Origin of the sequence: Bacteroides sp. GD17, from assembly GCF_038448625.1 — a bacterium.
Taxonomy (GTDB): Bacteria; Bacteroidota; Bacteroidia; order Bacteroidales; family Bacteroidaceae; genus Bacteroides.
The window spans coordinates 230,441-246,312 of sequence record NZ_JBCEZS010000006.1; the positions used below are offsets into that span (position 1 = coordinate 230,441).

Annotated in this window: 30 protein-coding genes; all 30 read left to right on the forward strand. The window is 38.5% G+C overall.

The window, feature by feature from the left end:
* The first annotated feature begins 289 nt into the window (after nucleotides 1-289).
* A complete protein-coding gene (locus AAE250_RS11910) occupies nucleotides 290-469 on the forward strand; it encodes a hypothetical protein (protein WP_342288934.1) in 180 nt (59 codons plus the stop codon).
* Nucleotide 470: 1 nt separating this feature from the next.
* Complete coding sequence (locus AAE250_RS11915; RefSeq protein ID WP_342288935.1) at nucleotides 471-920, forward strand: hypothetical protein; 450 nt, start codon at nucleotides 471-473, stop codon at nucleotides 918-920.
* Nucleotides 921-924: 4 nt separating this feature from the next.
* Nucleotides 925-1,197, forward strand: coding sequence for a hypothetical protein (locus AAE250_RS11920; RefSeq protein ID WP_342288936.1), 273 nt, complete (start codon nucleotides 925-927; stop codon nucleotides 1,195-1,197).
* A complete protein-coding gene (locus AAE250_RS11925) occupies nucleotides 1,197-1,730 on the forward strand; it encodes a radical SAM protein (protein WP_342288937.1) in 534 nt (177 codons plus the stop codon). The genes AAE250_RS11920 and AAE250_RS11925 overlap by 1 nt, the downstream gene beginning before the upstream one ends.
* Complete coding sequence (locus AAE250_RS11930) at nucleotides 1,715-2,179, forward strand: hypothetical protein (RefSeq protein WP_342288938.1); 465 nt, start codon at nucleotides 1,715-1,717, stop codon at nucleotides 2,177-2,179. The genes AAE250_RS11925 and AAE250_RS11930 overlap by 16 nt, the downstream gene beginning before the upstream one ends.
* A complete protein-coding gene (locus AAE250_RS11935; protein ID WP_342289021.1) occupies nucleotides 2,160-2,720 on the forward strand; it encodes a hypothetical protein in 561 nt (186 codons plus the stop codon). Before AAE250_RS11930 ends, AAE250_RS11935 begins: the two co-directional genes overlap by 20 nt.
* Nucleotides 2,701-3,411 (forward strand): TIGR02757 family protein, encoded by a 711-nt coding sequence (locus AAE250_RS11940; RefSeq protein ID WP_342288939.1) that lies wholly within the window; start codon nucleotides 2,701-2,703, stop codon nucleotides 3,409-3,411. Before AAE250_RS11935 ends, AAE250_RS11940 begins: the two co-directional genes overlap by 20 nt.
* A gap of 8 nt (nucleotides 3,412-3,419) precedes the next feature.
* The gene (locus AAE250_RS11945) at nucleotides 3,420-4,004 is read left to right on the forward strand and encodes a hypothetical protein (RefSeq protein WP_342288940.1); all 585 of its coding nucleotides are present in this window, start codon (nucleotides 3,420-3,422) and stop codon (nucleotides 4,002-4,004) included.
* Between the two features lie 48 nt (nucleotides 4,005-4,052).
* Nucleotides 4,053-4,232, forward strand: coding sequence for a hypothetical protein (locus AAE250_RS11950; protein WP_342288941.1), 180 nt, complete (start codon nucleotides 4,053-4,055; stop codon nucleotides 4,230-4,232).
* Between the two features lie 3 nt (nucleotides 4,233-4,235).
* Complete coding sequence (locus AAE250_RS11955; protein WP_342288942.1) at nucleotides 4,236-4,613, forward strand: hypothetical protein; 378 nt, start codon at nucleotides 4,236-4,238, stop codon at nucleotides 4,611-4,613.
* 7 nt (nucleotides 4,614-4,620) lie between these two features.
* Nucleotides 4,621-4,875, forward strand: a complete 255-nt coding sequence (locus AAE250_RS11960; protein ID WP_342288943.1) for a hypothetical protein — start codon at nucleotides 4,621-4,623, stop codon at nucleotides 4,873-4,875.
* A gap of 45 nt (nucleotides 4,876-4,920) precedes the next feature.
* Nucleotides 4,921-5,727, forward strand: a complete 807-nt coding sequence (locus AAE250_RS11965) for a phosphoadenosine phosphosulfate reductase family protein (RefSeq protein ID WP_342288944.1) — start codon at nucleotides 4,921-4,923, stop codon at nucleotides 5,725-5,727.
* 94 nt (nucleotides 5,728-5,821) lie between these two features.
* Nucleotides 5,822-7,510: a DNA cytosine methyltransferase gene (locus AAE250_RS11970; protein ID WP_342288945.1), complete on the forward strand. Its 1,689-nt coding sequence runs from the start codon at nucleotides 5,822-5,824 to the stop codon at nucleotides 7,508-7,510.
* Between the two features lie 30 nt (nucleotides 7,511-7,540).
* Nucleotides 7,541-7,909, forward strand: a complete 369-nt coding sequence (locus AAE250_RS11975) for a hypothetical protein (protein ID WP_342288946.1) — start codon at nucleotides 7,541-7,543, stop codon at nucleotides 7,907-7,909.
* A 202-nt stretch (nucleotides 7,910-8,111) separates the two neighbouring features.
* Nucleotides 8,112-8,309 carry a hypothetical protein gene (locus tag AAE250_RS11980; RefSeq protein WP_342288947.1) on the forward strand — a complete coding sequence of 66 codons (198 nt, stop codon included), beginning with the start codon at nucleotides 8,112-8,114 and terminating at the stop codon, nucleotides 8,307-8,309.
* Between the two features lie 21 nt (nucleotides 8,310-8,330).
* Complete coding sequence (locus AAE250_RS11985; protein WP_342288948.1) at nucleotides 8,331-8,792, forward strand: hypothetical protein; 462 nt, start codon at nucleotides 8,331-8,333, stop codon at nucleotides 8,790-8,792.
* A gap of 9 nt (nucleotides 8,793-8,801) precedes the next feature.
* Nucleotides 8,802-9,215: a hypothetical protein gene (locus tag AAE250_RS11990; protein ID WP_342288949.1), complete on the forward strand. Its 414-nt coding sequence runs from the start codon at nucleotides 8,802-8,804 to the stop codon at nucleotides 9,213-9,215.
* 7 nt (nucleotides 9,216-9,222) lie between these two features.
* Nucleotides 9,223-10,140, forward strand: coding sequence for a radical SAM protein (locus AAE250_RS11995; RefSeq protein ID WP_342288950.1), 918 nt, complete (start codon nucleotides 9,223-9,225; stop codon nucleotides 10,138-10,140).
* 1 nt (nucleotide 10,141) lies between these two features.
* On the forward strand, nucleotides 10,142-10,378 hold the full coding sequence (locus tag AAE250_RS12000; RefSeq protein ID WP_342288951.1) for a hypothetical protein: 237 nt from the start codon (nucleotides 10,142-10,144) through the stop codon (nucleotides 10,376-10,378).
* Nucleotides 10,375-10,869, forward strand: a complete 495-nt coding sequence (locus AAE250_RS12005) for a DNA N-6-adenine-methyltransferase (RefSeq protein ID WP_342288952.1) — start codon at nucleotides 10,375-10,377, stop codon at nucleotides 10,867-10,869. The genes AAE250_RS12000 and AAE250_RS12005 overlap by 4 nt, the downstream gene beginning before the upstream one ends.
* Nucleotides 10,866-11,144, forward strand: a complete 279-nt coding sequence (locus AAE250_RS23630; RefSeq protein WP_446715751.1) for a hypothetical protein — start codon at nucleotides 10,866-10,868, stop codon at nucleotides 11,142-11,144. The genes AAE250_RS12005 and AAE250_RS23630 overlap by 4 nt, the downstream gene beginning before the upstream one ends.
* Nucleotides 11,119-11,328 (forward strand): hypothetical protein, encoded by a 210-nt coding sequence (locus tag AAE250_RS12010; protein ID WP_342288953.1) that lies wholly within the window; start codon nucleotides 11,119-11,121, stop codon nucleotides 11,326-11,328. The genes AAE250_RS23630 and AAE250_RS12010 overlap by 26 nt, the downstream gene beginning before the upstream one ends.
* A 99-nt stretch (nucleotides 11,329-11,427) precedes the next feature.
* Nucleotides 11,428-11,835: a hypothetical protein gene (locus AAE250_RS12015; protein WP_342288954.1), complete on the forward strand. Its 408-nt coding sequence runs from the start codon at nucleotides 11,428-11,430 to the stop codon at nucleotides 11,833-11,835.
* A complete protein-coding gene (locus tag AAE250_RS12020) occupies nucleotides 11,832-12,413 on the forward strand; it encodes a hypothetical protein (protein ID WP_342288955.1) in 582 nt (193 codons plus the stop codon). Before AAE250_RS12015 ends, AAE250_RS12020 begins: the two co-directional genes overlap by 4 nt.
* Entirely contained in the window at nucleotides 12,349-12,750 is a 402-nt protein-coding gene (locus AAE250_RS12025) for a hypothetical protein (RefSeq protein WP_342288956.1), read from the forward strand. Before AAE250_RS12020 ends, AAE250_RS12025 begins: the two co-directional genes overlap by 65 nt.
* The gene (locus tag AAE250_RS12030; protein ID WP_342288957.1) at nucleotides 12,734-13,027 is read left to right on the forward strand and encodes a MazG nucleotide pyrophosphohydrolase domain-containing protein; all 294 of its coding nucleotides are present in this window, start codon (nucleotides 12,734-12,736) and stop codon (nucleotides 13,025-13,027) included. Before AAE250_RS12025 ends, AAE250_RS12030 begins: the two co-directional genes overlap by 17 nt.
* 90 nt (nucleotides 13,028-13,117) lie before the next feature.
* On the forward strand, nucleotides 13,118-13,780 hold the full coding sequence (locus tag AAE250_RS12035; protein WP_342288958.1) for a hypothetical protein: 663 nt from the start codon (nucleotides 13,118-13,120) through the stop codon (nucleotides 13,778-13,780).
* Between the two features lie 4 nt (nucleotides 13,781-13,784).
* Complete coding sequence (locus AAE250_RS12040) at nucleotides 13,785-14,303, forward strand: NUMOD4 domain-containing protein (RefSeq protein WP_342288959.1); 519 nt, start codon at nucleotides 13,785-13,787, stop codon at nucleotides 14,301-14,303.
* 12 nt (nucleotides 14,304-14,315) lie between these two features.
* Complete coding sequence (locus tag AAE250_RS12045) at nucleotides 14,316-14,606, forward strand: DUF3127 domain-containing protein (protein WP_342288960.1); 291 nt, start codon at nucleotides 14,316-14,318, stop codon at nucleotides 14,604-14,606.
* A gap of 48 nt (nucleotides 14,607-14,654) precedes the next feature.
* Nucleotides 14,655-15,794: an IS481 family transposase gene (locus AAE250_RS12050; RefSeq protein WP_046452657.1), complete on the forward strand. Its 1,140-nt coding sequence runs from the start codon at nucleotides 14,655-14,657 to the stop codon at nucleotides 15,792-15,794.
* The last annotated feature ends 78 nt before the right edge of the window (nucleotides 15,795-15,872 follow it).

Below are 15,872 nucleotides of genomic sequence, written 5' to 3' on the forward strand. Positions count from 1 at the left end.
TCTTTGCAAGTCGAGCCGAGTATGCTGCACAGTGCTCCACGGCGGTAGAAACTACAAAGAGTCTTTTTGTTCATCTTAGAAAACGCCTCTGTTAGAAGGCAGAGGCAACCGGATAAGTGGCGAAATTGGTAAACGCTTAGTTTCAGTGGTAAAAATGCACGAATAGCATCACGAGTTGGGTAATCATGCTATTAACGCCCGATACACGTCCAATCGGAAGCTGAAACGACAGACTGATTGCAACAGTTCCCGGTTCGAGTCCGGGCTTATCCACATAAATCAAAATATTATGAGAGTTGAAATACCTGACTATCTTTTAAAATCTATGTTACGACATTTTGAAAGAATAACCGATTATTGCAAGGCTGCACCTTCTGATATTAAAACTGGTGAAGCATTGAGACTTGGGAAAAAAGATATTGTGAAAATCAAAAGACTAATAACTAAAAACGAAAGTAAAGATGTATAACATGATTATCGGCATTGATCCCGGAGAAAAAGGCGGTATTGCATTTTATTCGCCTAAGATCAATAAAATTGTAGAGGTTATTAAAATGCCTGAAACACCCCAAGACCTATACGATAAACTATATTCATATAGTAATAATACGATTTGCTATCTTGAAAAAGTTGGAGGTATGCCAGGACAAGGTGGCTCTGCAATGTTCAATTTTGGCAAGGGGTATGGAAATTTAGAAATGGCTTTGTTGGCACTTAAAATACCAACTGTAAGTGTTACGCCACAAGTATGGCAAAAGGCTTTACAGCTTGGCACCCGTTCAAAGACAATGAGTAAGACAGAATGGAAAAACAAGCTCAAAGCTAAAGCTCAACAACTCTTCCCCTATCTTAAAATAACATTGGCAATTTCGGATGCCCTTCTTATATGTGAATATGCTCGAATTAAAGAAAAAGAATAGTATTATGGAAACGAAAAAATGTAGTAAGTGTGGCCGTGAACTTCCGGTCAGTGAATTTTGGAAAAATGCCTCAACAGAGGATGGTTTGCAAACCTATTGCAAAGATTGCGGTAATGCTTATGCCAAAAGCCGCAAAAAATCTCCGGGGGGGGGTAATTTGAAAAAAGTATATTCTAACCCTGAATTAGCGAGGTTTTCTCCACGAGAACTTATCGCAGAATTAAAATCCCGCGGCTATACTGGAGAACTAAAATTCACCCAAACAATATCATTATAATGGAAAAATTGCGTTTATTGGTTACAACCCAATGCCCAAATAAATGTCCCATGTGTTGCAATAACTCATGGGATTTTGATAAGCTCCCGGTGGTAAAACACTTCAATTACAAAGAAGTGATGATTACTGGAGGTGAGCCATTACTATTCCCTGATGAAGTAGCTATCTTGTCAGATGCTATTAGAAACGCTAATATGTTAGCATATAACCATGAGGTGAGCATTTTTATATATACTGCGCTTGCTGATGGTATTCTGACTGTTCTGCCTCATGTAGATGGAGTTGTTTATACCCCGCACTCGGAAAAAGACATTGAATCTTTTTTAAAGACAAATAGAGCAATCGGACTGTTCCCCGAAGTAGCCCGAAATAAATCTCTTCGTCTTAATCTATTTGCCAACATGAAGGCTCTTATACCTGAAAATACTGATTTATCTCATTGGCAGATAAAAGACATGGTTTGGATAAAAGACTGCCCGGTTCCTGCCAATGAAGAGTTTAAAAAAGTTGGAAATTTATGGGAAAAGATTTAGTCCAAAAAGCAGAGGAATACTCAAAAGCATTTCCTGACTGCCAAGAAGTAGCCAAAAAATCGTGGCTCGCTGGCTATGATGCCGGAAAAAGAAGTAAATCCAGTAAAAAGGAACTTGATTTATCATTTGTCCCGGCAGATTATCTCCCCATCATTGAAAGGTGGGTGAAATATAAACAAGAACGGAAACAAGCTTACACTCAATCAGGGATAGAAGCATGTTACCATAAACTACTCGAATTGTCAAACACCAATCCAAGTATTGCAACGTCTATTGTAGAACAGTCTATCGCAAATAATTGGGCTGGATTATTTGAACTTAAAAATGGAACAGGAACACAATTTAGTTTTAGCCAAAACCAATCTCCCGGCAATCGAAAAGAAAGCGTTGAAAGACTTGCTGACCTTGCAGGCGGAGTATTACAAGGGCTTGCAAGTAAACTCGATTAAGGATGCAATTCTGAACACTCCTGATTTGCCACTTTCTATCATAAGGAAAGAAATCACATTAGCCGGAGCAAGGGCTATACTCGTTATTGCGATCAATGAACTTGTGTCATTTTTCAATGTAGGAAAAACTATGAATGCTACACAAGTTGCCCTAACCGCCGATTTGATAATAGACAAATTCTACTATCTCAAATTGGAAGAAATAAAACTATGTTTCCGCAATGCAATGACATCCGGCAAAGTTTATGACCGATTGGATGGAAATATAATTCTTGGCTGGCTGATGGAATACGATGCACAACGCGATGAAGTAGCTTCTTCTCTTTCCATAAATGAAGCTAACGAACAAAAATCCGACAATAACGGAATATTTTATGGAGAGTATATTGCCCACCTTGTAGAAACAGCAAACGGTGGGGATGAAGAAGCAAAAAAGCTTTTAGAGTCTCACTATTCATTTATTGAAAGAATGAAAGTTGATGATAAAGAGGCAGCTTTCAATAAATGGAAAGAAGAATATTATGGAAGAAATAAAAAGTAAACTAATAAATTGGGCAAACCAATACGAAACACCTGACTTCATAAAAGACGATCCCATATTTTTCCCACGCAAATATAGTGATAAAAGAGACATTGAAATCAGTGCCTTCCTTACTTCATGGATAGCTTTTGGGAACCGTAAACTGATTATGCAGCAAGCAGAGAATATGAATAATCTAATGTATAATTCTCCCTACGAATTTATTATGAATAAGGAGTGGGAACAGTACAAAGGAAGCATTACCACATTCTACCGAATGTTTACCTACCATGATTTCTATTGCATTTGCCAACGGTTATATGACATTTACAAAGAATGGGATGATTTAGAAACCTTCTATGAAGGGTATAATAACGTCATTTGTGAGATTCAGACCGATTTTGGAGGTGTAAAAGGTATTCCTAAATTAGAGCGCGACTCTCCATGTAAACGTATTTGTCTCTTTTTAAGATGGGTAGTGCGTAAATCTCCAGTAGATTTAGGCATTTGGACTATCCTTCACCCTTCGGAGTTACACATACCTTTGGATGCACATGTCGCAAAAATGGCACATCAACTTGGCATTACTTCTCGCAAAACAGAGGATTGGAAAATGGTTCGTCAGATTACGGACTACATGAGACAAATTTTCCCGGATGATCCGTGCCGGGGAGATTTTGCATTATTCGGATATAGTATTAATAATAAATAGTTTACGTCATGTCAAAAATTGAAATTACCCAAGAAAAGGTTACGGCCGCATTCAGTGAAGCAAAAGATTGCTCTAAAGCAATTGGTATTTTAACAGCTTTATTCGGGAAGCAAAAGCCTGATTATACCGACTATCACAACATTAAGACTTATGAAGATGCTTGCGATGCACTCGGAGTAAAGCCGATCTCTCGTTTACTTGTAGAAAATGAAGACGGTCATAAAGAAGAAGTAGATGATATTGCTCAAATTGCGTACATGAAATTATGTACAATTGCCCGTGCATTAAACAATGATCCTGATTTTCCACGATTCACCGAAAACGAATATCGCTATGCTCCGTGGTACTATCTTTACACACAGAAAGAAATTGATGATATGGACGAAGAAGAGCGGAAGAAGCTGGTTCTTTGGGGCGGTTCTGCGCCTAGCGGTGCGTATTGCGGCCTCGCCTATGCGAACTCGTCTTACGACTGGTCGTACTCGTCCGCGAATGTCGGCTCTCGCCTTGCCGTAAAGTCAAGTGAAATTGCAATTTACTTCGGACAACAGTTCAAAGATTTGTGGAAGGATTTTCTCATTGGAAAGAAATAAACTACCGGGAGGCCGCAGTTAAGCGGCCTTCCATTTATAATTGAACCTATGACTCCTAAAGAATTTTTCGACAAAGTTGTAGAAATGCGCCGTTGCCAAAAAGAATATTTCAAAAGCAAGAGGCAAATAGACTTACGAATAAGCAAACAGATTGAACGTGAAGTAGATGGAGAAATTGAACGTGTTCAGAAAATCCTTCACGACAAACGGAACCCTCAACTCTTTTAAACTATGGATAATATGAAAATCCTCGATCTGCCATTAAAAGCTAAATGGTATGAAATGATAGAATCCGGGGAGAAGAAAGAAGAATACAGAGAAATAAAGGAATATTGGATCAAAAGATTAGCCAAATGTGAAGGTCATAATTCCTATGAAAAAACTGGTTTCTACTGCAAGAAAGTCATTTGTTTTTCTTGCATCACACGTGGTAATGGTTTCCATCCCAAACGATACACTCATGTTCGCTTTCGTTTTGGCTATACTAAACGGACAATGCTTTTTGAACTCAATTCTATCATTGTTGGAGTAGGCAATAGCAATTGGGGAGCACCAGCCAACGAATGTGTATTCATACTCAAATTGGGAAAATGTATCAAAAAAAATTAGAAATCAAATGAAAGTAAGGACTCAAAAGAATTTCAACCGAAGAACCTGTGAGATAGTATTCGGTATCAGTATTATGCCTGATGGTGGCAGGAGATTTTGCAAATATCCGATAGGACACCAAGAATACAGAGATTATTCCCAAGCATACCAAGCTATGAAAGATGTACAAAAGATATTGGATGATGGAGGTCGGTTAGTATATTCTCCCAAAGGTAGTGCCGGGATTAATAAAAATGAATATGTAAAAATAGAATTGGCATAAAATGAAAATATTAGTAAGTTTTTCAGGTGGCAAAGATTCACAAGCATGTTTGATCCAAGCCTTCAAACAATATGGGGGGGGAATTTAACTGCTGTATTTTGTGACACTGGTTGGGAACACCCTGACACATATAAGCATGTGAATGATGTTTGCTCGCAAATGGGAGTGAAATTACTGACTCTAAAATCAAAATATGATTTCGTTTCATTAGCCGTCCACAAGCAAAGATTCCCGTCCTCACAAGCCCGATTCTGCACAAGTGAATTAAAAATGAAACCCATGATTGACTATGTACTTTCTCTTAATGAAAGTTGTATTATCATACAAGGTATCAGAGCCGGAGAAAGTGCAGAGCGCGCAACAATGGAAGAAGAATGTATGTACTTCAAATCGTATTTCCAACCTAACAAAAAAGGGAAAACTGAAATTTACCGAAGTAAAGATGTTAAAGACTGGTGTTCTAAATATGACGCTTCTGTTTTAAGGCCGATATTCAAATGGACTGCACAGCAAGTTATAGATTGCATACTGGATGCAGGACAACAGCCAAATCCACTATATTATCGCGGTTTCTCCCGTGTAGGTTGTTTTCCATGTATTATGTGCAGACATAAAGAGATCGGACTTATTGCCAAAAATGATCCTGAAATGTGCCAACGTCTAATTCAAGCAGAAAAGACTGTAGAACATTCCTTCTTTCCTCCATCATACATTCCTCAAAGATTTTGTAAGAATAAGCAATATCCCTATGTAGAGGAAGTCTTGGAATACGTAAAAGAACATACACCTGATATGTTTGAGCCGGAAGGCGGCTATGCTTGTATGAGTATGTTTCACGGTTTATGTGAATAGTAATTATAGAAAGGATGAATGTATGTGTGATGATGATCGGCTTGATTTAGGCGATGATGATGAATATGAGGATTAACTAACAATTTAATGAAATATGGATAAAATCAATCTACTATACATAGACTTATTTTGCGGTGCGGGTGGCACTTCAACTGGAGTAGAAAACGCTCGACTGGACGGTGAACAATGCGCAAAGGTTATCGCTTGCGTAAACCATGATAAAAACGCAATAGCGAGCCATGCGGCCAATCATCCTGATGCGCTCCATTTTACAGAAGATATTCGTACATTGGAACTTTCTCCATTAATTAGACATCTTGCTAAATGTAGGGCACAATATCCCGGCGCACAGGTTGTTCTTTGGGCTTCACTTGAATGTACCAATTTTTCAAAGGCTAAAGGAGGACAACCGCGCGATGCAGACAGTCGGACACTTGCAGAGCATTTATTCCGGTATATCGAAGCTATTTGCCCTGATTACATTCAGATTGAAAATGTTGAGGAATTTATGTCATGGGGCGATATGGACGAAAACGGAAAGCCCATCAGCATGGAAAAGGGCAAATGTTATCTCCGTTGGGTGCGTAATGTGAAGAAGTACGGTTTTGACTTCGACCACCGAATATTGAACGCCGCCGATTATGGAGCTTATACAACACGGAAACGCTTCTTTGGTATATTCGCCAAGAAAGGTCTGCCAATTGTATTCCCGGAACCTACTCACTGCAAAGGAGGTAGGTTAGATATGTTTTCCAAACTGGAGAAATGGAAGCCAGTAAAAGAGGTGCTGGATTTTTCCGATGAAGGTGCAAGCATATTCCGTGAGAAACCGCTTGCGGAAAAGACACTGGAACGTATTTATGCTGGTCTTATCAAGTTTGTAGCGGGTGGTAAAGATGCTTTCCTTATCAAGTATAACTCTATGAACCGTACGGGGAAATATAACGCTCCTGGGATTGACGAACCATGTCCGGTGGTAACAACACAAAACAGACTTGGAGTAGCGCAAGTTTGCTTTCTTTCCAAACAATTCAGCGGACATCCCGAAAGCAAGAATGTATCAGTGGAAGAGCCTGCCGGAACAATCACATGCAGGGACCATCATGCCTTCGTATCAGCGCACTATGGGAACGGCTTTAATCGTTCGGTAAACGATCCGTCTGCGACAGTTACAACAAAAGACAGATTATCATTAGTAACTCCAAGGTTTATCGCCAATGAGTATTCCGGTGGAGGACAACATACAAGTATTGACAATATTTGTCCGGCAATTTTAACCAATCCCAAGCAAAAACTTATAACATGCAAGCCTTGGATTATGAATACTTCTTTCTCAAATATTGGTAGCAACATAGAGGAACCGGCACAGACAATAACCGCAAACCGGAAATGGCATTATCTGATGAATCCACAGTTCAACAGCGCTGGCAGCTCCGTTGATAACCCTTGTTTCACTCTTATTGCTCGCATGGATAAGATGCCGCCCTACTTGATTGCCACTGAAACCGGACGTGTAGCGATTGAAATATACGATACTGACAGCCCAATGACGCGGAAGATAAAAGAGTTCATGGCCTTGTATGGTATCGTTGACATTAAAATGCGGATGCTACGCATACCGGAACTGAAAAAGATAATGGGCTTCCCGGAAGATTACAAATTGATTGGCACACAAGCCGATCAAAAGAAATTTATAGGAAATGCTGTTGAGGTAAATATGGCGCGAGTCCTTTGTGAAACAATTAGCAGGAGACTACGTAAATTTAGGAAAGAGGCTGCATAAAATTCAGAATACTAAAAGCAGAAATAAATTATGATAGTAAAACATAACGGATTAATATACAAAGATGATCAAATAGAAATATTCTCAACTGGTGCTATTTTTATCAAACCACTCAAAAAGGCATTTTGGGAGAATGAGTTGGAGTTTGTTAGCAAAAACGGGAAAGCAATATCAGCTTTCAAATCATCCCCTTTATTCATGGTTTATGTAGATGGTGGATGGCAACCAAAGTTTAAACATGATGATATAACGTCTGCGGAAAATGAGGCCAAAAGGCTGGCCTTAATAACTGGACGAAAAGCGTATGTCTTGTGCTCTTTGAAATCTTATGAAGTACGTGGAGTCATAGAGACTGATTGCCGCCCAATGTTGAATGATAATGATGAATTGCCCTTTTAATAAATCAAGATTAGAATATGAAAATAGGTCTAACTATAGGAACTCGTGATCGCCATTGTGGTAATTGCCTATATTCCAGGGGTGGAGCATTTGATGTTTTTGTGAAATGTGATGCCTATAAGTTCTATCCATTCAAGCAATTAGTTTGCGATAAACATAATAAATCAATAATAGTATAATCTAAACAAACAAGAACTGTATAATGGAAACAATAAAATGCCAAGAAAAAGTTGACAATGGAGCAAGCCGTGTCCGAGGATTTCACAATACTTCTGATTGCAAGTATAAAGCAAAGTGTAAAGTGATTTATCCAAATGGACACGTAGAATACTTATGCGGAGTTCATAAACGTGCCGTTTTGGAAAAAGGATACAATGTAGTTGTAGAAGAGTTAGCGTAAAACAATATAGAAAGGAACATTATGGAAATACATAGAATGAAGCCGGAGAATCCTATTATCATTGTTGATGAAGCAGAGTTCGACCGAATTGACTCAATAGCCAAACTAAAAGAAGAAGAGGTGGAAAAACTTGCTAAAGAAATGTTCTTGCGTCATGTCAAATCAAGTGGAATATCAATGCGCTTCCGTATAAATGGCGTGGAGAAAGTAATAAGACAACAAGTTATTACCGAATTAAATTACGATGAACGTGGCTACCCCGAATCTGTATCTGATGAGGTAAAGCACATCATTGTTGATGATATTACCCATTACATTGACAAACATTTTGAACACTATAAAGACGATTGCAAAAAGGTTGTGGAATATGAATGGAGTCTATATAAAAGTAGGAATGAAAGAAGAATCAAGTATTGGAAATTTCTTTTTGGCATTACTTTTTTCGTGTTATTGGTCGAATGTACTTGTAGAATAATTCAATAATAATCAACTATGAACGAAAAAGAATTAGCAGAATTTTCTTGTCCTTTCTTCGGACAAGGAGAAGAGATAAATGACTTTGGGCATTGTTGGAACAAGAATGGAGAATCCTGCATACAGAAATGTAACGGGCTGTTAGCTGATGGTAAGACTCCATGTGCATATAGGGCTGGTGTAGAATGGCAGTCGAAACAATCCTCGTGGAAAAAGGCAAAAGACGAACTTCCATTTGTAGATGAAAAAGACATATCAGAACAGAGCGAACCTGTACTGGCCATAACTTCCGCTAAGGGACACTATGAACCGGAAATCTTGGTTTACAACAAACATTATCACGTATGGGACACAGCAGATGCGGATGATTATTGTTGTGATGTATCTGATAATGACTTGTGGATGCCTATACCAAGTTTAACTAATAAATAGTAGCGATATGAAGATTGGACTATTGGTGGTCGATAGTAATTATCCGAATCTTGCTCTGATGAAGATAAGCAACTATCATAAAGCACGTGGCCATGATGTAGAGTGGTATAATCCATTATCCCCATACGATAAAGTATATATAGCAAAAGTTTTCACCTTTACACCCGATTATAAATATTATATTAATGCCGATCAAATTGAAAAAGGTGGCACCGGATATGATATAGAGAAAGTACTTCCCATCGAAATAGATCGTATTCAACCTGATTATTCCATTTACAACATTGTTCCTGATTTAGCTTATGGTTTTCTCACCCGTGGTTGTCCCAACAGATGTAAATGGTGTGTTGTCCCTCAAAAGGAAGGAAAAATATCGCCTTACATGGATATTGAAGAAGTCGTAGCCGGACGAAGGAAAGCTATTCTCATGGATAATAATGTATTAGCCTCCGATTACGGATTACATCAAATAGAGAAGATTATTAAATTGGGTGTCAGAGTGGATTTTAACCAAGGGCTGGATGCTCGTTTAGTCACAAATGAAATTGCTCAACTACTTGCAAAGGTAAAATGGATAAAACGTATTCGGTTCGGTTGCGACACTCCAGGACAAATTGCAGAAGTTGAACATGCCACTTCCCTAATTGATAAGTATGGGTACAAAGGGGAATACTTCTTATATTGCATCCTTATGAACTTTGAAGAGTCTTTTGCTCGTGTTAATTACTGGAAATCCAAAAGCCGCCGTTTCCTTCCACATTGCCAACCCTTCCGTGATCTGAATGATCCTCACCAAATTATTCCACAATGGCAAAAAGATATGGCACATTGGGCTGATAGGAAAGCAATCTATATGAGTTGTGACTTCCAAAATTTTTCTCCGAGAAAAGGATTCTTATGCAGTGAATACTTTAAAACATTGTAATATGAAATTAAACAAAAAGACAGAACAGCTTATTGAACGTAGAGCCGCAAAATTAAAAAAGTTCTTTGAAACTCCTGATCCCGAAGTCGATAAGATTATTTCAGAATTGAGAGTAGATGCGAAGAACCGCCCACAGAATATGAGCAAAGAAGAAGAGATTGCTTACATTCTAAAACAGGCAGACGAAATTTGCGATCATATAGAAGTTCGTAAAATCCTAAATGAAAGTAACAAATGAACACATCTTTTGAACGATCTGCAAATGCTTCTGATGAATGGTACACGCCACGAGAAATCATTGAAGCATTGGGACAATTTGACCTTGATCCTTGTGCTCCAATGCACCCTCTTTGGCCTACAGCAAAAATCATGTATAACAAACAAGACAATGGCCTCATACAGAATTGGGGGGGGCGAATTTGGCTTAACCCTCCATACTCTAAGCCACTTATGTGGCAGTTTGTAGAGAAACTTGCAGAACATGGTAACGGCATCGCACTACTGTTTAATCGGTGCGATAGTAACAAATTTCAAGATGTCATTTTCACTAAAGCAGCAGGAATGATGTTCTTGCGAAATAGAATAAAATTCTACCGTCCTGATGGAACGCGTGGAGATAGCCCCGGTTGTGGTAGCGTCCTTGTCGCATTTGGTAGTGAAAATGCCGAAATCTTAAAAGAGTGTTCTCTACAAGGTAAATATGTAAAACTTAATAACGATAAATCATGAAAAGTCTATTTTTTATAATTCTTTTTGTCATCGGCCTTTTATGGATCGGTGATTTTTCTATCACTTTCAAACCTTTCTCCATATCCTTTCCTTGCTGGTACAAATCCATTGGCATACTTCTGTTTTGGTTGTCAATGACTGTATATGTTGTAGGTGAGCACACTAAAAACTATAAGGAAGGATTTGATACCGGAGTCAAAAAGTGCATTGAGATACTTGATAAAAACTTTCAAACTAAAGAAGCAAACAATGATGAAACAGTACAGAATCAATAAGACTACCATATGGGTAGAAGACCATTGTAACGGGAAAAATGAAAAATATGTTCTTCCCAATTACGAAGTACAAGTCAAATTTGCAGGAATTTGGGTAACAGTTAAGCCCTTCTATGATGAAGATGAAGATTATGCGAAGAACTGCGCAAACGAACTTCTCGATAAGCTTAATGAAAAGATTTGATTATGCGCATTGATAAATTGCAAGACTATTTCTTGCCATCAGTACGGAAAAGAAATGGAGAGATAATTATTTGGATTTTAAACTTCAAAATTACAATCTATGCTTTCAAAAAATGAATTTCCTTACACCCTCGGCGGCTATGTTGAACAGCAAAATTACAAAAGTTTCGACATAGCCGTTTCCATTCGTAGATACAAAGGAATATCAGCTTATGTTATTTCCTCGGAGAAAAGGTTGATCCGTGAGGAATCCGCGGCTTTTGCTGATAAAGAAGACATGTTCCGCTGGGGACGTGAGGCTGTTGACCGCTACTTGGAGCTACAAGAACGCAAGAAAGAAGAGAATACAGTCAAAAGAGCCGATTACTATAAGAAAAAAGCTCGTGAAGCTGCATTAAAAGCCTTTAGCTCTGCCATGTATTTTTCTAAAATCGAGAATGAATTATATGACAAAGCGAAAGGTTTTTTTGAATATGAATTAGACAGAGAACATGCAAAGATTAAATGAAGACAATTGATATAATACAAGGGTTTTGCGATCATGTTTTCCGTGACAAAAAAGGAAATCGCATCTTCCCAAACATTTTTGTTGGAAAATGGGAAGCTGATTTACTGGAAGTTACCCGATCACGGCTAACCTATGAGTATGAAGTAAAAGTAAGTAGATGTGACTTCCATAAAGATAAAAAGAAATGTGATAACCGAGGAAGAAACAAATTCGATGTTGTGACTTCCGGTCAACGCACCAACTACTTCTATTATATAGTTCCCAAAGATTTGATTAAGCCCGATGAAGTACCTGACTTTGCCGGGCTTATTTATGCTTACGAAGGCTCAACTCAATGCTGGAGCCTTGAAAGAGGAAGATATACCTCCAAAAGAGTATTTTTTGACGTAGTTAAGCCAGCCCGGAAAATTTCAGATATGAAAGCTGATGATACCTTCATTCGCAAACTTGATCTATCAATGTACTATCGTTATCACCAAATGAGAAGAGACAATTACAAAAACAAAGAACAAGATGGAATTGAGATTGGAACCGGAAATACCAGTGACACGAGTAGTCAACGGACACAATGTTTTTAATAAAGGGTATCATCATGGATTAAAAGGCAAAACCTATGAGGAATACTACGGAGAAGAAAGAGCCACTGAAATCAGAAAGAGACATAGTGACGCTTTGAAAGGACATAAATACTGGTCTAATGGTAACGCCCATGCTTTTGCATGTGTGGCTATTACTCCCGAAGGTAAATGGTTTAGATTTGACTCGATAACCCAAGCCTCACAAATTTTAGGTTTGAATTATGCTACTGTTCGTAAGTATATCAAACGAAGAGTAAAGCCGACAAATGGTTGGCTATGGTTTTTGGAAAAAGATACTAATTGGATAAAACTTATAGATAATGGGAAAATTGAATGAGATAGCTCAAATAGCTTATGATTGTGCCGTCAGGCGTGGAAAGATTGATCCTGATAATGATAAAAACAACAATCTTCGCCGTGATCTACTCGAAGAAGTTGCCGAAGTTTTTGAAAGTACGGGTGATAAATCCCACCACATAAAAGACTACTTGGACGTAGAAGAAGAATTGGCAGATGTAATTCTTGTTGCATTGAGCACATTACACCACTTCAAATGCGACATTGACTCACTTGTTGAGGCCAAAATGAAATTTAATCAAAAAAGGACAGACTGACATGGCAATAGGAAGACTTATTATGGGGGTAATTGAAACAGTTGCCCTCATTGTTATATTACGTTTCATTATTAAAGATTTGATAGACGTATGGAAGGGAAGATAAGCGACATAAAAGACAAAAAGTTGAAAGCTGAAAATATAACATTGGCAGCTATATACAATGTATTGTTTACCAATGATATTGTTTGTGCATTGGTTGTGGATATGTTGAACGCATTACGTAAATCGGGGCTTTGTCGTTTCCAAGCAAAACAACAAAGTAATAAACTTGAAAATCTAACTCGCCAATACGAGAAGAGAATCAATAAGATTGTAGGGCATCGAGCCTTTTTCATGGCAGACGCTAACCAGTTCATTGCGGATGAAATTCAACCTGATTTATTTAAAATGGAATACTCCATTAAATTAGAGTTTGATAAATGCCATATCGAAAACAGTGGTTTACTGGCTAAATTGGAACTAACAAGATGTATGGCAAAGCTTGCTTGTTTATCACTGGATAGTCGTATTAAAGAAGTCCACCCCTATAATAAAGATGTGGCCGGAATTACATACCTCCGGCTTACTGATATTTATAAAGTTTTAGAAGACCTCTCCAATCTCCTATACAAAGGTTGCTATTGTGACCTTAATCAAAGCGAGAATTGTAAAAGAGGTATGACTATTATACAACGAAAACTTACTGATTGTGATATTATCAGCCGCGCAATCAATGAGTCTGACAAGTTAAATCCGGCTGACGATAAATAACAGTATGGAAATATGGAAAGATATTAAGGGATATGAAGGGCTATATCAAGTCTCTAATTACGGCAGGGTTAAATCTATCGGACGACATACCAAATGGAAAAATTCTACAAGATTCATCCGAGAACGGATGTTGGTATTTGGTGATGATGGATTTGGATATATGCAAGCGCATTTATGCAAAGACGGGAAAGAAAAGATATGTAAAGTTCATAGGCTTGTAGCCGAGGCTTTTATCCCTAATCCGAGGATATTTGCTGAAATTAACCATAAAGACGAAAATAGAAGGAATAATCATGCCGATAACCTTGAATGGTGTGATCGTTCTTACAATATAAACTACGGTAATCGAACAAAAAGGACATGCAAGTCCATATCCCAATATAATACTAATGGAAGATTTATAAGAGAGTGGAATAGTAGTATGGATATTCAAAGAGCTACTGGCTATAGGCACCAAAATATCTCTGCATGTTGCAATGGTATAATTGATTCTGCTTATGGATATGTATGGAAGTTTAATTAATAAAATAACATTATGAGTTTAAGTATTTCAGGAAAAATCATTGTGGCACTACCGATGCAAAACGGCGTGTCAAAAAGTGGAAAGGCTTGGCAACGGCAGGATTTTGTATTGGAAATCCCCGGGCAATACCCTAAAAAAGTCGCCTTTACAGTAATGAACGACAACGTTCAGAATTTCGGGCTGGCAGTCGGTCAGGACGTAGATATTGAAATAGACATCAATGCAAATGAATGGCAGGGTAAATGGTACAATTCCATCACTTGCTGGAAGGCCATACTCTGTAATAGTCAAGACTTAATCTGACAGTTACGCATAAAAAGAATAATTTTGTAACAGAAAACAGATTGAGTTATGACAACATCAGAAAAAGTCATCAAGAACAAACTGGGATTGCTAGAACTCTCCCAACAGTTAGGAAACGTATCACGTGCTTGCAAGATTATGGGCTATAGCCGTGACAGTTTTTATCGTTTTAAAGAGTTGTATGAACAAGGAGGTGAAGTTGCCTTGCAGGAGATTTCCCGCCGTAAGCCAGTCATAAAGAATCGTGTGGAAGAACACATTGAGCAGGCTGTAGTAGGAATGGCAATAGACAATCCGGCGTTGGGGCAAGTCCGTGTATCCAATGAGTTGCGGAAGAAGGGTATTCTTATTTCGCCGGGTGGAGTACGCTCCATTTGGTTGCGGCATGATATGGAAACCTTTCAGAAACGCCTGAAGGCATTATCCGCAAAGGTGGAACAGGAAGGCATAATCCTCGACGAGAACCAGGTGGCGGCATTGGAGAAGGCAAAGGAAGAGAAACAGGCTCATGGAGAGATAGAAACCTATTATCCCGGTTTTCTTGTCGCACAGGATACTTATTATGTGGGACACATCAAAGGTGTCGGACACATTTACCAGCAGACAGTCATTGACACTTACTCCAAAATCGGATTTGCCAAGTTGTATGACAGGAAGAATGCTCTTGTTGCGGCTGACATGCTCAATGACAGAGTAGTTCCTTTCTTCGAGCAGCATGACTTAAAGTTAATGCGTATGCTCACTGACAGAGGAACGGAATACTGTGGAAACAGAGAGAACCATGAGTATGAACTGTATCTGGCCGTGGAGGATATAGACCATTCTAAAATCAAGGCAAAAAGCCCACAAACAAACGGCATCTGCGAGAGATTCAACAGAACCGTGCAGAACGAGTTCTATGCTATCGCATTCAGAAAAAAAATCTATACCACTATTGAACAGCTACAAACAGACCTCGATGCGTGGATGAACTCTTACAACACGGAAAGAACACATTCCGGGAAGTATTGTTTCGGGAAAACGCCCATGCAGACGTTTATCGAAGGGATCGCCGTGGCAAGGAAATACCAGCTCCAAAAACAAGATGTAATAAAACCGAATGACGTTAATAAAACGCCATCCGGTTCTGAGAATGAAGAAAGTTGTGTAACTTTGCATGGAATAGCTGACAGTTTTTTTGTCCGATAGCAAATAAACTGTCAGATTAAGTCTTGACTATTACACATACTCCGTAACCCAGGACAACCAGCCATGCCTCAACAACAG

Coding starts and splice junctions, on each gene's coding strand:
- AAE250_RS11910 (WP_342288934.1), top strand. CDS start 290: ATGAGAGTTGAAATACCTGACTATCTTTTAAAATCTATGTTACGACAT.
- AAE250_RS11915 (WP_342288935.1), top strand. CDS start 471: ATGATTATCGGCATTGATCCCGGAGAAAAAGGCGGTATTGCATTTTAT.
- AAE250_RS11920 (WP_342288936.1), top strand. CDS start 925: ATGGAAACGAAAAAATGTAGTAAGTGTGGCCGTGAACTTCCGGTCAGT.
- AAE250_RS11925 (WP_342288937.1), top strand. CDS start 1,197: ATGGAAAAATTGCGTTTATTGGTTACAACCCAATGCCCAAATAAATGT.
- AAE250_RS11930 (WP_342288938.1), top strand. CDS start 1,715: ATGGGAAAAGATTTAGTCCAAAAAGCAGAGGAATACTCAAAAGCATTT.
- AAE250_RS11940 (WP_342288939.1), top strand. CDS start 2,701: ATGGAAGAAATAAAAAGTAAACTAATAAATTGGGCAAACCAATACGAA.
- AAE250_RS11945 (WP_342288940.1), top strand. CDS start 3,420: ATGTCAAAAATTGAAATTACCCAAGAAAAGGTTACGGCCGCATTCAGT.
- AAE250_RS11950 (WP_342288941.1), top strand. CDS start 4,053: ATGACTCCTAAAGAATTTTTCGACAAAGTTGTAGAAATGCGCCGTTGC.
- AAE250_RS11955 (WP_342288942.1), top strand. CDS start 4,236: ATGGATAATATGAAAATCCTCGATCTGCCATTAAAAGCTAAATGGTAT.
- AAE250_RS11960 (WP_342288943.1), top strand. CDS start 4,621: ATGAAAGTAAGGACTCAAAAGAATTTCAACCGAAGAACCTGTGAGATA.
- AAE250_RS11965 (WP_342288944.1), top strand. CDS start 4,921: ATGTTTGATCCAAGCCTTCAAACAATATGGGGGGGGAATTTAACTGCT.
- AAE250_RS11970 (WP_342288945.1), top strand. CDS start 5,822: ATGGATAAAATCAATCTACTATACATAGACTTATTTTGCGGTGCGGGT.
- AAE250_RS11975 (WP_342288946.1), top strand. CDS start 7,541: ATGATAGTAAAACATAACGGATTAATATACAAAGATGATCAAATAGAA.
- AAE250_RS11980 (WP_342288947.1), top strand. CDS start 8,112: ATGGAAACAATAAAATGCCAAGAAAAAGTTGACAATGGAGCAAGCCGT.
- AAE250_RS11985 (WP_342288948.1), top strand. CDS start 8,331: ATGGAAATACATAGAATGAAGCCGGAGAATCCTATTATCATTGTTGAT.
- AAE250_RS11990 (WP_342288949.1), top strand. CDS start 8,802: ATGAACGAAAAAGAATTAGCAGAATTTTCTTGTCCTTTCTTCGGACAA.
- AAE250_RS11995 (WP_342288950.1), top strand. CDS start 9,223: ATGAAGATTGGACTATTGGTGGTCGATAGTAATTATCCGAATCTTGCT.
- AAE250_RS12000 (WP_342288951.1), top strand. CDS start 10,142: ATGAAATTAAACAAAAAGACAGAACAGCTTATTGAACGTAGAGCCGCA.
- AAE250_RS12005 (WP_342288952.1), top strand. CDS start 10,375: ATGAACACATCTTTTGAACGATCTGCAAATGCTTCTGATGAATGGTAC.
- AAE250_RS23630 (WP_446715751.1), top strand. CDS start 10,866: ATGAAAAGTCTATTTTTTATAATTCTTTTTGTCATCGGCCTTTTATGG.
- AAE250_RS12010 (WP_342288953.1), top strand. CDS start 11,119: ATGATGAAACAGTACAGAATCAATAAGACTACCATATGGGTAGAAGAC.
- AAE250_RS12015 (WP_342288954.1), top strand. CDS start 11,428: ATGCTTTCAAAAAATGAATTTCCTTACACCCTCGGCGGCTATGTTGAA.
- AAE250_RS12020 (WP_342288955.1), top strand. CDS start 11,832: ATGAAGACAATTGATATAATACAAGGGTTTTGCGATCATGTTTTCCGT.
- AAE250_RS12025 (WP_342288956.1), top strand. CDS start 12,349: ATGGAATTGAGATTGGAACCGGAAATACCAGTGACACGAGTAGTCAAC.
- AAE250_RS12030 (WP_342288957.1), top strand. CDS start 12,734: ATGGGAAAATTGAATGAGATAGCTCAAATAGCTTATGATTGTGCCGTC.
- AAE250_RS12035 (WP_342288958.1), top strand. CDS start 13,118: ATGGAAGGGAAGATAAGCGACATAAAAGACAAAAAGTTGAAAGCTGAA.
- AAE250_RS12040 (WP_342288959.1), top strand. CDS start 13,785: ATGGAAATATGGAAAGATATTAAGGGATATGAAGGGCTATATCAAGTC.
- AAE250_RS12045 (WP_342288960.1), top strand. CDS start 14,316: ATGAGTTTAAGTATTTCAGGAAAAATCATTGTGGCACTACCGATGCAA.
- AAE250_RS12050 (WP_046452657.1), top strand. CDS start 14,655: ATGACAACATCAGAAAAAGTCATCAAGAACAAACTGGGATTGCTAGAA.